At 66.8% G+C, this 14,009-nt stretch carries 9 protein-coding genes; 3 read left to right on the forward strand and 6 right to left on the reverse strand.

Annotated elements, in window-relative coordinates:
* Positions 1-469: 469 nt before the first annotated feature.
* Positions 470-2,188, forward strand: coding sequence for an NAD-binding protein (locus tag Q8T13_19130; GenBank protein ID MDP3719879.1), 1,719 nt, complete (start codon positions 470-472; stop codon positions 2,186-2,188).
* A 173-nt stretch (positions 2,189-2,361) separates the two neighbouring features.
* On the opposite strand, the gene Q8T13_19135 is transcribed toward Q8T13_19130, so the two are convergent.
* The 4 genes from Q8T13_19135 to Q8T13_19150 all read right to left on the reverse strand — a co-directional run bounded on the left by Q8T13_19135 (position 2,362) and on the right by Q8T13_19150 (position 7,181).
* Entirely contained in the window at positions 2,362-3,246 is an 885-nt protein-coding gene (locus Q8T13_19135; GenBank protein MDP3719880.1) for a TIGR03000 domain-containing protein, read from the reverse strand.
* Between the two features lie 55 nt (positions 3,247-3,301).
* The gene (locus Q8T13_19140) at positions 3,302-4,600 is read right to left on the reverse strand and encodes a HipA domain-containing protein (protein MDP3719881.1); all 1,299 of its coding nucleotides are present in this window, start codon (positions 4,598-4,600) and stop codon (positions 3,302-3,304) included.
* The gene (locus tag Q8T13_19145) at positions 4,597-4,953 is read right to left on the reverse strand and encodes a helix-turn-helix transcriptional regulator (GenBank protein ID MDP3719882.1); all 357 of its coding nucleotides are present in this window, start codon (positions 4,951-4,953) and stop codon (positions 4,597-4,599) included. The genes Q8T13_19140 and Q8T13_19145 overlap by 4 nt, the downstream gene beginning before the upstream one ends.
* Positions 4,954-5,024: 71 nt before the next feature.
* Positions 5,025-7,181 carry a sulfatase-like hydrolase/transferase gene (locus Q8T13_19150; protein ID MDP3719883.1) on the reverse strand — a complete coding sequence of 719 codons (2,157 nt, stop codon included), beginning with the start codon at positions 7,179-7,181 and terminating at the stop codon, positions 5,025-5,027.
* Positions 7,182-7,302: 121 nt separating this feature from the next.
* On the opposite strand from Q8T13_19150, the gene Q8T13_19155 reads away from it, so the two are divergent.
* Positions 7,303-7,449 carry a DUF3309 domain-containing protein gene (locus tag Q8T13_19155; protein MDP3719884.1) on the forward strand — a complete coding sequence of 49 codons (147 nt, stop codon included), beginning with the start codon at positions 7,303-7,305 and terminating at the stop codon, positions 7,447-7,449.
* A 1-nt stretch (position 7,450) separates the two neighbouring features.
* Here the strand turns inward: Q8T13_19155 and Q8T13_19160 are convergent, their stop codons facing one another.
* Positions 7,451-9,601, reverse strand: coding sequence for a M20/M25/M40 family metallo-hydrolase (locus Q8T13_19160; GenBank protein ID MDP3719885.1), 2,151 nt, complete (start codon positions 9,599-9,601; stop codon positions 7,451-7,453).
* Between the two features lie 101 nt (positions 9,602-9,702).
* On the opposite strand from Q8T13_19160, the gene Q8T13_19165 reads away from it, so the two are divergent.
* A complete protein-coding gene (locus tag Q8T13_19165) occupies positions 9,703-11,307 on the forward strand; it encodes an amidase family protein (protein ID MDP3719886.1) in 1,605 nt (534 codons plus the stop codon).
* Here the strand turns inward: Q8T13_19165 and Q8T13_19170 are convergent.
* Positions 11,268-13,763, reverse strand: coding sequence for a helicase-related protein (locus tag Q8T13_19170; GenBank protein MDP3719887.1), 2,496 nt, complete (start codon positions 13,761-13,763; stop codon positions 11,268-11,270). The genes Q8T13_19165 and Q8T13_19170 overlap by 40 nt on opposite strands.
* Between the last annotated feature and the right edge of the window lie 246 nt (positions 13,764-14,009).

Genomic DNA, 14,009 nt, shown 5'->3' on the forward strand with positions numbered 1-14,009 from the left:
GTGGTTGCTGATTGTGAATGATGGCTGGCTTGGCCCCGGTGAAGTATTGCTGAATCCCGAGACGATCAAGGGACATTCGTTCGCTTTCGCTTTCGATAAGGTCTTGTTGTTCGTTCGCTCACTAGATGGTGGGCAGGTATTCGAGTTACAGCGAAACACGCGCCACGGTTAGACAGGAATTAGGCAGGAATTACTGGGAGTGTGAAGAAACGCTAGGCAATTAGGGTATTGCGCCCGATTCAAATCCGGGCGGCGCCTCCAACCTTCGCTCTGGTTCAGGCGAAGGGTGTCCACCATAGCTCGCCGGGGAAACCTGGGCGAGCGACGGTGGACTGCAGCTGTGCTTCGAGCTACGGTTGGCAAGCCCTGTCCTTGTAGTTCGAGCTTCGGGTGGCAAGCCCTGTCGCTGCTCTTCGACGCCGGCTCCCGTAATCGGCCAGGGGGCCGGCATTGTAGACTGGGCGGTCTCATGAAGTACCTGCCCAGCCAGCTCGCATTCTTCTTTACCGAGCGCGAAACCCGCACGAACCTGCGCGCACTGCTGCAGTACGTCGGCTTTCTCCTCCTCCTCGTCGCGCTCTTCACCGGGCTGTTCCACGTGATCATGGAACGCGAGGGCCAGTCGCATTCCTGGCTCTCCGGGCTCTACTGGACCGTCGTGACGATGAGCACGCTCGGGTTTGGCGACATCATCTTCCACAGCGACCTCGGCCGCCTGTTCAGCATCGTCGTCATCATTTCGGGCGTCGTGTTCCTGCTGGTGATGCTGCCGTTCCTCTTCATCCGTCTCTTCTACGCCCCGTGGCTCGAGGCGCGGATGCGGATGCGCGCGCCGCGCCAGGTCGAGAAGGGGACGCGCGATCACGTCGTCATCACCGAGTACGATGCCGTCGCCGCCGGCCTGATCGGCCGCCTCCGCGCAGCCGGTCAGTCGTACGTCGTCCTCGAACCAGACCCGGCGATCGCGGCGCAGCTGTCGGGCGATGGCATCAGCGTGATGACCGGCGAGATCGACAGCAGCGAGACCTACCGGCAGGTTCAGCTCGCGCACGCGCGCCTGCTCGTCGTGAACCGCGAAGACACCACCAATACCAACATCACCCTGACGGCCCGCGAGGTCTCGGCCCAGGTGCCGATCCTCGCCATCGTCGAAGAGCCCGATGCCGTGGACGTGCTCGAGCTGAGCGGCGCGACCTATGTGCTGCCGTTGAAGCAGCAGTTGGGCGCCTACCTCGCCAATCGGGTCGATACCGGCCGCATCGAGGCCCACGTCGTCGGAACCTACCGCTCGCTCCAGGTCGCGGAGCTGCCGGCCCGAGGCACGCCGTTCGAGGGCAAGACCGTGCGCGACACGCGCCTGCGCGAGACCACCGGCATGAGCGTGGTGGGGGTGTGGGAGCGCGGGCGCCTGAAACCAGCTTACCCGGGCACGATCGTCGCCGCGAGCAGTGTCATCGTGGTGGCCGGAGACGCCGAGCAGATCGCCCGCCTCAACGCGATCCTGCCGCCGTCTGGCGAGCAGGATCGGCCGGTCCTGGTGATCGGCGCCGGGCGTGTCGGGCAGGCGGCCGTCGAGGTGCTGCACCGCAAGGGCATCCGCACGCACGTAATGGATCGTGACCGGCACTCGTTGGCTTACCTCGAGGGTGTCGCCGATCAGCTTACCGAGGGGGATGCGGCCGATCGCAAGATGCTCACGAAGGCCGGGCTGCTCGACGCGCCATCGGTGCTGCTCACGACCAATGACGATGCGATGAACATCTACCTGGCGGTGTACTGCCGCCGGCTGAAGGCCGATCTGCGAATCGTGAGCCGGGTGACCCACGATCGCAACGTCGAAGCCATTCACCGTGCGGGCGCCGACTTCGTGTTGAGCTACGCGTCGCTCGGCGCCGAGGCCATCTACTCGCGCCTGCGCGGACATGAACTGGTGATCCTTGGCGAAGGCGTAGACCTCTTTACCCGAACCGTCCCGGACGCGCTGGCGGGGAAGACCCTGAAGGACGGCGCGATTGGCTCGCTGACGGGGCTGTGCGTGATGGCGTTGCAGATCGGCGACGAGTTCACCACGGAGTTGCACTCGGAGACCGTGCTGCCCAGAGACGCGGTCCTTGTGATGATGGGCAGCCTCGAGCAGCGCAGCGCGTTCACCGAGACGTATGGGGCCGCGCGGCCGGGGCCAGGTTAAACTGCCAGGCTTGCGGGCCTGGCTTTACTTAGCAAAGTAGTTTGTAATGTAATCGGCGGCATGATCACGGGGCTCTGGCGCGATTTGCTCGATGCCGGCCGGTCGCTGGCCGGCCCGCCGGGCCGCGTCGGTCGAGCCGATGATTGCCGTGCGGGCCCTCTAAGACTGCGACGTTACCGCTTATGCGCTGCGGTGATCGTCCACAGGTGCACGTCGTAGCTCAGGCCGTACTCGTCCGGCACGCTCACGGTGCGGTCCGGCGGCCAGTCGTCGCCCATCAGGAACCGGTGCGAGACGACGCGCGCGCCGACGGGTAGCTGCTTCCAGAGATACGGACGGATCAGCATGTTGAAGTGATCGCCCATGTACAGCAGCACCACCGTCATCTGTCCGAGGTCCGGCTGCTCGAGGGCATCGCCGAGGCGAATGTCGATCTTGTCGGTCAGGCCGGCGGCTTTGACGTTCTCACGTGACTCGGCCACGCGCTCGGGATCCAGATCGATGCCCACCGCTCGGCGGGCGCCTGCCCTCACGGCGGCAATGGTAATGCGCGCATCGCCGACCCCCGGCTCGTAGGTCACATCGTTGGCGGTGATGCCGGCGAGCCTCACCATTTCCGCCACCACGAAATCCGGCGTCGGCACATAGATCACGGACACGCGATCGGCCGGATCGTCAACCGTGAGATCGATGCTCAGGCGATCGCCGCCCCGGAGGGTCACGATCTTCGTGCGTGTCATCTTGGTGTAGGTATTCGGGTCCCACCTCGCAACGAGCCGATACTGATAGGTGCGGCCAGCCGCCAGCGGTGGCGTCTCCAGGATCCGGGTGGCGCCCGTGCCGGCGACCAGTGTGCCGTCGAGTTCGATCTGGGTGTCGTAGGTCGGCGGCGTGATCGTCAGCACCGCGGTGGTGGCTGCGGCCGGCGGCGCCTGCGCAAGCGGCCCGGCGCCGGCGTCGGCGCCGGGAGTCGGGAACCGGGAGTCGGGAGTCGGAAATGCCCCAGCGATGTTGGACGGTGTGGCGACGAGGAGAAGTAGGACGAGCGGGACGGTCATCAAGGCGTCGGTCTCCCGCGTGAATTTTAACGCAGTCCGTCAGTTGGAGCGGAGCCTACCGGAGTTCGAGGCGATGCGCTCGCGAGATCTTCGTGGCGACCTCGCCCTTCACCTTGGCCTTGGCGGCAAAATCCCGCCACCGCACGACCGCGCTGCGGACCTCCTCATGGATCGCCTCGGCGCGGCCGCGCTTCAGGCCGGCGGCCTTCTCGACGGCCCTCACATCGGCCATCACGAAACCATCACGCTTGCCATTCACGGTCATCTGGTGCGTCGCCGTCCAGTTGCCTGACGGGTTGTAGCTATAGGTGATGTCGAACGCCGGTGCCAGGCTCCATCGCCCTTCACGGTCCATCAGGAACGCGATGTTCTTGACGTGGTCGTCCTGGTTGCGGGCGACGATGTTGAACAGCATGCGGCGGAATTGTTCTTCGCGTGCGGCCATCGGCAGATCGAGTTGGCGGATCGCCAGCAGCGCCTGTTCGTACGAGTAGGCGCCGGGCTGGTTGTAGTCGAAGTGGGCGAGGGCGCCGAGCGACTGCATGTGCAGCTTGCCGCCGTCAGGCAAACGATCGAAGCGGCGCGTCATGAAATGCCGCCGGCCACTTTCCTCGAGCAACCGGCACTCTCTGATCGTGATGCCCGCCGCGCGCGCCATCAGGGAGTACGCGTACTCGATCGCGCCATAACCCTTCGGGTCGTCCAGCTCCTTGTCCTTGTTGCCAGAGACGCCGTCAAACTTCAGCAACCAGTAGCTGAACCCCGGTCCTGCCGCGACCTGGCCAGATCGCACCTCGTGGGTCTTGCGATTCCACGCAATCACCGCCTTGGCGCGCGCCCCGCCCGCCGACGTGCCAACCTTGAGAATGTCGGCGAGTGCCTTTCGTCGACTTGCCGCCGAGAGCTGGCCCTTGAGATTGCGACGCTCCGTGAGAATGTCTGAGGCCAGTCGCACCAGGGCGTCGATGTCGATCGCCGTGGCCTTCCGCGGCTTGGGTCCCAATGCCGGCGCAAACTCGAGCGCGCCCATGCCGCGGCTGCCGGTGTAGCAGAGCCGCTCGATTGGGCTGAAGCTGTCGGGCGTGCGGCCGGTGGTCGCCAGCCAGGCATCGATTAGCGCATTGCCGAAGCGATCGGGGAGCGAATCGGCGAGCAGGCCCGGCAGGCCGTGAAAGGTCCGGCGGGGGAGTTCGGGGAACTCGTACGGGCGCGTGCTGAGCGGGAGCACGAGTGGGGCGACCTGGATGCCGCTCTCCACAAACTCAGGGGTGTATTGAAAGGTCGCGTGGGCCCGCGTGTCGTCCATCGCGGCGGCGCCAATCGTGCGGCCCCACAGCCGAACCTCGGCAATCACGCCTCATCTCCCCAGGTCCACTTGCGCGTCTTGGCAGCGGCCGGCAGACGCGGCTTCGACGCGCGCCGGCGTTCGCGGCCAGCCCGCTTCAACTGTTCCACCGGCCCGGGCGTGGCCACCGGCACCAGGGCATCGAGCCGGTCGACCAAGCCCAGCACCCGGCAGACGCGGACCAGGGCCGATAGCCGTGTGGCCACCTCGCCCGATTCCAGCCGTTCAATCGTGCGCTTGGAGACGCCCGCCTCTTGCGCCAGCGTGGCCTGGGTCAGGTTATGGGCGAGGCGGAGAGCGGCCAGTCGGGTGCCAAGCTCACGAAGGACGGCCTCGTCTGAGAGGACACTAGATATCTTCATAACTCGCCATATACGTCGAACTATACCACAATATAGGCGATAGTCGTCAGAAATGGCGAATTACGTGAAATCTATTTCGCGCAGGTCTTCCCGAGGTTCTCCCGGATGATCGCCAGGTCGAGACCGTCGGTCTTGCCGTCCAGGTTGAAGTCGTACCAGCTGGACCCGCCGCTCGCGCCAGCGGTGTAGTACTGCCACTGCCGCCGGTCCGCATCGTCAACCACGCCGTCCATGTTGCCATCGCCAGGGCAGGACGGACGCGCAGACCCTAACACCGCCTGCAGCTCGGCATTGAGCGCATTGAAGTTCTGCTGCTGGATCGGCGTGAGCTCTTGCTTCAAGAGATTGCTGTCCGCGGTGTCCAGTTTCGGTCGCGGCGCTCGCTCGTCGATCGCGTAGAACTCGGTGGAGGTGGCTGTGCCTACGCAGCTATTGGAAGCCGCGTCGTAGGGCCGGCCCATGTTGCTCACGAGCTTGAAGTGCTCGTTGCGCAGGGCCACCGACGTAAGCGGCTGGATCGTGTAGGTGGGCTGGCCGCGCGAGGCGCGCCACACGTTCACGTCGCAGCAATGGGTCAGGCCGCCCTGCGGGATGCCGGTGGTCAAAGGATCGGTCGCACCGGCGCCCCACCAGATGCCGCCATTGTCCTCGCACACGCCCTTGGTGACGGGAATCTGCGTACAGGTCGAGGAGATCTGACACGGCCCGTTCATCGCGCCGTTGGCCTGCACGTTGACGCCCACCTGGGTGAAGTTCGTTGTGCGCAGGCTGCCCTGGGCAGGATTGGTGAGATACGGCAGCATCGACACGGCATCGAGCGGATGCGTCACGGTGCCCGGGACGTCCACGCCGCCGATCTCGCCGAACAATCGGAACAGATCCACGACGTTGACCATGTGGGCGACGGTGCGATCCGGCTGCCGCACGAGCGGCCCGGCCGCGATCAGCGGCACCCAGACACCTGTCTGGTAGGCCGTGCCCTTGGCGCGAGGCGGGTCGAACGGAGGCTTGACGGTGCTGCCGAGCGAGCCGTTGTCGCCGACGATGACGATCATGGTGTCGGATTGGGCGGGGTCATACGTCAGCTGGCCGTTGGGGCCCGATCGCGCGATCCCCGTCTCGATCAGCAGGCGTCCGATCTCGGTGTCCATCGCCTCGACCATCTGGTTCATCAGGATGCGCTGCTGATTGACGTTGCCGCAGTCGAGTCCGCTCGTGGCCGCGGCGCCGGAGGCCAGCAGGGCCGCGGGAGGCTGCATCAATGGCGTGTGCGCCGACGAGAAGCTGACCGTCGTCATCCAGGGCGACTGCTTCGGCTGCCGCTTGATCCACTCGATCGCGCCGTTCACGACCACCGTGCCGCGGAAGGTGCGGGCTCGCGTATCGGTCGACGGCAGCCGTTCAACACGGCCGCTCTCGTAATTGATCGTGTACGGCGACACGTAGTGCCCGTTCTTCGTGGCGAAGTCGACGTACGCCGGTGTCGGGGCCGTGCACGATCTGCCGGGATCGAAAATGCCACCACGGTCGCGGCAGGTGCGACCGGGAGGAATGCCCGGCACGGTCGTCGTCATCTGTTCGCACCCGCTGCTCGCCGAGTAGCAGGCGCCGGCGTCAGCGCCGCCATCGGCCGCGGCCGGCACGAACCCGCACGAGTAGGACTTGCCGGCGGCAGCGACGCCGCCCGCCGTGGTGTCGATCGACCCGGGATCGCCGCTCTCGTCGAGCGGGCCCTCGTAGCGGTGCCAGCCAAGTGACAGCGGCATGGCATCGCGGAAGGGATTGTTGCCCTGCAGCCCCACGTGGAACTTGCCGAACAGCGCGCTTCGATAGTCCTTTTTCAGCAGCCGCGGCACTGTCATTTCGTGAGGATTCAGCTGCGAGTTAGCGAGATCGTCGGGACCGAGCGCGCCCTGGACATTCGTGCGCAACGGATAGCGGCCGGTGAAGAACGAAGCGCGGCTCGTTGAACACGCGGGCATTGCCCACGCGTTACCGAAGCGAACGCCGGCGCGGCCAATCTGATCGATGGTCGGCGTGCGTGGCAGCGTGTCGTCGCCATAACCGAACGCCTTGAGCTGATCGATGCCGACGTCGTCCATCACGATGAAGAGGATGTTGGGTCGACCAGCCGGCGCCTGGCGCTCGGCTGTTTGCGGGTGGGTTTGCGCGGCGAGCATCGCCGCGGCGAGACAGGTGAGGAACAACTTCAGCCGTCGAATTTCCATATGTCTCACTTTGTGGTGCTGTTCTGGGAATTGCAAGGTCCACATCCCCCTAGCTCATCGGCTTCTTGGCGGCTCGGCTATTGGCATCGAAGATGCACTGCTGAACAACAAGGAGAGCGCGATGAACCTGATAGTGCTGTTGATTATTCTGTTGTTGGTGTTTGGCGGCGGTGGCTTCTACCTGGGTGGGCCGGCCATCGGCGGCAGCCTGGGCGGCATCATCCTGCTGATCCTCATCATCATGCTGGTCACGGGCAAGCGGCTCTGACCTAGCGATCACCACTGGACGCGACCGCGACGACCAGGCGAACCAGGTTGTCGAGGTCGCGCAAGTCCAGCACTTCGCCGGGCGAATGGCTGTAGCGGCCTGGCCACGACAGTCCTTGGTTTGGCGCCCCCCAATAGGTAAAGGCTGATCCGTCGGTGCCGCCCTGCGTCAGGCCAAGTTGCAGCGGGATGCCTGCGGACTGGGCCGCGCGAACGACGCGCGCCCGTTCGCTTTCCGGCGACACGCTGGAGTTCTCTATCGCCCGAAGCACCGGCCCCCTACCAAGAGGGGCATGGGCAAAGTGCGGCGACTCCAGCGGCGTATCGGACGAGACAAACGTATCGAGCGAATAGATGCGCGCGGTCGTCTTGCCGAAACGGCGCGCCATGGCGTTGGCGCCACGCAATCCCCCTTCTTCGTGCACCGACCACGCAAAGATCACGCGGCTCTTGAGCTGGGTGGGATCGATCCGGTTGACGGCGCGAACGAGCGCCGTCGTGCCGGCGCGATCATCGAGCGCACGGGCCACGTAGCGCGTGCGCCCCATCCGCGCGCCCTCTTTGTAGTTGGTCACCTGCATCCCAACCTTCACGCCACTCGCGGCCAGGGCGGCTGCATCCAGGCCGAACCACGCCTGCAACGGGCCTGGGTCCTTGCGGTCGGCCTTCTCGCGGATGCGAAACACGCCGCGCAGCGGCGGCGGCGCTGCCGCGGTGAGTGACTGCGCCTTCCACCGCGGATCGAGGTCGTTGCCGCTGCCAGTCATGGTGCTCGGCGCGCCCGGTGGATCGAAGTGCACGAGCGCCGTCTGCCCTTCCCACGCGGATGCCACCGCGCCGCCCTGCGCGGTCAACGACACCGTGCCGTCGGCGGCGATTGCCTCGATCACGTAGCCCACTTCGTCCAGGTGTGCCATGAAGACCGTGGCTGGGCCCGGCGGGCCGGCCTCGACCGTGATGTCGCCAATGTCGTCAACGACCGCGCGTTCGCGCGCCCACGCCGGAAGGGCCTCGAGCACGGCCCGGCGCACCGGCCATTCGTGTCCGGACACGCCGTAACGTTCAACGAGGACGGTGAGGGCGGTCGCGGCTTCGGCTAGTGCGGGATCGGCATGGCTCGTTCTTAGCGGCGCAGCGGCCGGGGCTGCGACCCAGGCCGTGTCGGCTGACACGACCACGCCGGCCTCAGCTGCTGCGGTCGCCAGCAGCCACCGCGCCTCAGTTTCGCGCACCACTTCCATGTGCGAACCCGCCTGGCCAACCGCCGGCGCCAGCCACTTCACGGTCTTGAGGCCTGCCGCCTGGAGGACGCCACCGAAGTTCGACAGCGAATCCGAAGTCCGCGCGCTTTCGGCGCGCGCCTCTTCGCCCGGCGCCAGAATGGTGATCTGGTCCACGCGGTCGGCCCTCGCGACAAGCGACGAGAGACCAACCCATCCGGTGGCCTCCTGCGCGCTTAGCACGAAGGTTGTGCGGCCTGGACCCGTGCGGCCGCGTGCCACTGCAGCCAATGTCGCCACGGCGGCGCAACCGGTGCGGCGCCCCGCGTCAGGTCCCGCCACGCCACCAGCCATGGGCCACGGCGGCAGATGTCGGCCAACCGGATCGAGCAGGGCAATGCCCAGGGCCTCGACCTCCGCTTTCGACTCGGCGCCCACGTCGAGCCACAGGTCGTCGGCGGTCACCACCGCCGTCTCCAGCCGATGCTGCTGAGCAAAGTGGCCGTTCGAGCGGGCGATGACGCCGGCGACGGGGCCGGCGGCGGTCAGCACGCGAACCTGCTGCGCTTCGAACTGCTGGTCCCACAGCGGATGCCGCGAGCCGCGCCCAATGCGGTGCAGCCGCAGGTAGCCGTCGTCTCGAATCTGGGTGACGGCGTAGCTCGGGCGGTCGAGGGCGCAGGCCACCACGTGATGCGGCGAGCCCGATCCCACGGTCATGACCACATTGCCCCACTGGTCGGTGCTCCAGCCGAGCGCCGCGGCCAGCGCTGGAGAAGTGCGTCCCTCGTAGCCGGTCGCGGTGTCCACGGCGACCCACGACGCGATGGCGTCGAGATGGCCCGCCCCCGACTGCGCGGCGAGCCGCGACGGCCCGGCGCCGGCAAGCACGAGCAGGGCAATGACGAGGGATCCGCGGAGGTGGCTGGTCATGGTCCGCCATCGTATCCGAGTGCTCATGTCGCGGTCACATCCTTGCGATTGGCGCTTTGAATGCGTATGGTGGCGGGAACCTGAGAGGATCATCCACACCTATGACGCCACGCACGCACGTTGCCGCTCGCCTGGTCCTGACCGCCGTCTTGATTGCCGGCCTGTCCCGGATTGCCGGCGCGCAGGCGCTTGACCTTGACTCGGCGACCGTCGCCGACCTGAACGCCGCCTTCGACAAGGGCACGCTCACCTCCGAGAAGCTGGTGCAACTGAGTCTCGCCCGCATCGAGACTTACGATCGCAAGGGGCCGGCGCTGCGCGCTGTCATTACACTCAATCCGAAGGCGCTCGACACGGCACGCGCCCTGGACGCGGAGCGCAAGGCGAAAGGGAAGCGCTCGCCACTCCACGGCATCCCCATCGTCCTCAAAGACAACTTCGACACGTTCGACCTGCCGACCACGGGCGGCTCGGTGCTGCTCGAAGGGTCCGTTCCGCCGGACGATGGGTTCGTGGTGAAGAAGCTGCGCGATGCCGGCGCCATCATCTTGGCGAAGGTGAACATGTCGGAGTTCGCCTCGGGCGGCGCGCGCAGTTCGATCATCGGGGCGCCCCTGAACCCGCACGATCCTCGGCGCTCGCCGTCGGGCTCGTCGGGTGGTACCGGCGTAGCCATCGCGGCCGGCTACGCCACCATTGGACTGGGCACCGACACGGGCGGGTCGGTCCGTGGCCCGGCTACCGCGAACGGCATCGCGGCGATCAAGCCGACCATGGGATTGCTGAGCCGCGACGGCATCATCCCCCTGGCGCTCAGCTTCGATACCGCCGGACCCATGGCGCGCAGCGTCCACGACGTGGCGGTGGCGCTTGGCGTGATGACCGGCGTGGACCCAGCCGACGAGGCCACGAAACGAAGCGAGGGCCGATTCGAATCCGACTACACGAAGTACTTGAAAGCCGATGCGCTGAACGGAGCGCGCATCGCTATCGCGCGCGATTTCATGGGCGCCGACGGCGACGTCGATTGGCTGATGGACGCGGCGGTCGCCGCCATGAAGAAGGCCGGCGCGACCGTGGTCGAGGTGCGATTCCCGAAGTGGCTGCTCGACGTGAAAGGTGAGTTCTATACCGCGATCAGGTATCCGGAGTTCCCCGTGCAGCTTTCGGCGTATCTCAAGACGCTCGGCGCCAGCTATCCGAAGACGCTGCAGCAGATCATTGACCGCGCGCAGCTGATGACGTCGCCGCGTCCCGACGGTGCCGGTCCCAATGCCACTCGTTGGTCGATGTTCGCACGTGAGCTGGCGAGCGGCTCGATGGACGATGCGCGCTACACCGCGGTGCGCGACCACGGCCTGCCGCTGATCCGTCAGATCACCGAAGGCGCGTTTGCCGCGCAGTCCCTGGATGCGATCGTCTATCCCACCGCATCGCGACGGCCCGACCTGGTCGCCGCGCCGCCCGAACCCCCGGGGGGAGGCGCCGCGTCAGCGACCAACATCGCCAACCTGACGGGATTTCCCGACCTGATCGTGCCCGCGGGGTTCACCGCCGACGGCCTGCCGGTGGGGCTCTCGTTCCTGGGGCCCGCCTTCAGCGAGGGGAAATTGCTGGGGTTGGGCTACAGCTTCGAGCAGGCGACGCGTGCGCGGCGGCGTCCCGTTCACGCGCCGGCCTTGCCCGGCGAGACTTTGTCCAAATAAGGCCGCACGACCAGTGCGGCCAGTGCGTGCAGGCGGCGCGCCGGATCCAGCTGCGCACCCAGCCGGCGCACCATGCCGCGCCAGTCGTGGCTTTCGGCGGCCTTGCCGCCAATGGGCCGCGCCTTGATCGGCCGCTGCAGGACGGCTTCGGCCCAGTCGAGGCGCGTGTTGCCGTCGGCGTCGAGCGCCACCACCTCGAATGCGGGGCCGTCCTTGTAGATCGCCACCAGGCCCTCGCCGGCCTCGTCGCCAATGTTCATCTCGAACCGCACCGCACGGCCCAGTGCGCTTTCCTCGTAGAAGGCGAAGATGCCTTCGACCAGGGGGTGACCCGACGCGAAAAAATCGATGCCTTCGTTCTCGACGGCCTCGTCGCGATCGAACGTGCCCACGTAGCCCGAGCCGCCGGGGACGCCCGGCAAGCCGTCCACCAGCGCGCCGTTGCCGATCTCGATCGAGAAGACGCGGTGGCCCTTGGGATGCGCGATGGTGAATCCCAGGCCAATGGATGCCGTGACGACGACCTCCTGGTTGAGCTCGTCCAGTTCCTTCGGGATGCGGGCCAGGATCGCGGGTCCCATCGCGGCCCGGTAGGGCTCGCGATGCAGCTGCTGATAGGCCGCCTCGCGAATGCGCGAGCGGGCCGCGTGGGTCTCGGCAATCAGCACGTCGAAACGCGCGTCCGACAGCGACGCCGCCGGGTCGAGCGCGATCTCCTCCAGCGCGCCCTCGACATGCGCCAACTGCGTGTCGAGCCCGGCGAGCGGTTCGCGGAACAGGCCGATCCCTTCGAACAGGCGCACCACGTCGTGGCCAATGCCGGCGGGCGGACGAAAGTAGACGACCTCCACCGGGATGCGGCGGCCAATGCGATCGAGGCGGCCGATGCGCTGCTCGACCACCGACGGCTTCCACGGCAGGTCGAACAGCACGAGCCGGCGGCAGAACTCGAAGTTGCGGCCCTCGCCGCCACACTCGGTGGAGACCAGCAGGCTGGGGCCGTCAATCTCGCGAAACCGCGCCACTTCCGTGTCGCGCTTGGCCGGCGTCAGCGCCTCGTGAAACATGCCGGTGGCCAATTGCGCGCGATGGCTCAGTGCCGCCCGCAGCATCTCGAGCGTCTCGCGATCCGCCACGAAGACCAGCGTCTTCTCCTTCGCGGCCCGCCACTTCGGGGCGTTGGTGGCCAACCACTCGACGCGGGCATCAAACCCGTCCATGGACTGCGCCTGCTGGCGCAGCGGGTCGTCTGCGGCCAGGACCGCAGTGAGCGCGGCGCCCGAGGCCAGCGCGCGGCGCACGCGGTCGATCTTGTCGCGCCGGAGCACGGCATTCGCGGCCGGCGCGCTTCGCACCGCTGTCTCCACCGCGTCGCGATGCCTGGCGCTCTTGGGATTGATCAGGTCGATCGGGATGCCGACCCGTGGCGGCAGGCCGCCAATGTCGGCGCGCCGCGTCGAGCTGGTGCAGGGCGGCAGTGGCGTGCCCTCGGCCAGCCGGGCCTCGAAGCTCATCCCCTCGGGGAACTCGGCGGGCCGCAGCATCTGCAGCAGCCTGAAGAACCCATGCGCATCGTCTTCGAGGGGTGTGGCACTGAGCAGCAGGACGTGTCGGCCGAGCGCGGCAATCGGCGCGATCGCGCGCCAGCCCGGCTCGCCGGGGTGACCGGGAGGACGCCGCAGGCGCTGAGCTTCGTCCACGACCAGCAAGTCGATGCCGGCCTTCACCGCCTGATCGGTCAGGTGGGGCCGCGCGATCAGCATCTCCAGCGAGATCACGGTGCGCGGGTGCAACTCGAAGGGATTGAAGTCGTCGCCGAAATCCCTGGTCACGTCGCCCAGCCGCTCCGAGTCGAGCAGCGTGAACACCTGGTGATACTTCCGCCACAGTTCGCCCAGCCACTGCACCGTCAGCGTGTCTGGCGCCACGACCATGCAGCGTTCGACCTTCTTGACCACCGTAGCCTTGGCGTAGGTGGTGCCGGCGTGGACCAGGCGGTTGAGGATGAGCGACGCTTCGATGGTCTTGCCGAGGCCGACTTCGTCGGCCAGGAGCCAACGCACGGGATCGGTGGCGCTGGCGCGCTCGGCGACGTGAAGCTGGTGGGGGAACAGGCGCACCCGTCCGCCGAGGAACGATCCCAGGCCATCGGCCTCGCGAATGGCCAGCAGGTGCAGGATGTTCATCCGCGTGATGAAGTCGTCCACGTCATCGAGATCGCCGACGACCAGCTTCTCGATCAGCGCGCCCTCGAGTTCGAGCGGCCACAGCGCGTGCGCGGGTTCGGTGCGACCGTTCACCAGCGTCAGGCGTCCGTCAGCCAGCCGTGCCTTGATGGTGGTCTCTTCGTGCGTGGCGGTGATGCGGACGGGCCGTCCCGGGCTCAAGTCCACTGGCACCAGCGCGTCGGTCTGCGCCGCCAGGCGCAACGTGGTTCCCGAGCGCGGGAACTCCACGACGATGGCGCGGCCGTCAATCTCCGCAATACGGCCAATCCCCAGCTCAGGATTGAAGCGGTGGGTGAGATAGGCGCCGACAGCCCAGGCGGGTTTCGAAGAGTGAATAGCCAGAGTTATGACGGTATCTCAAACTAGGGTGCCTAGGGTGCCTAAGGTGCCTATGGTGCCAAGGTGCCAAGGTGCCAAGGTGCCAAGGTGCCAGGGTGCCAGGGTGCCAAGGTGCCAGGGTGCCAGGGTGCCAGG

It is taken from the genome of Acidobacteriota bacterium (assembly GCA_030697165.1).
GTDB lineage: Bacteria > Acidobacteriota > Vicinamibacteria > Vicinamibacterales > UBA2999 > 12-FULL-67-14b.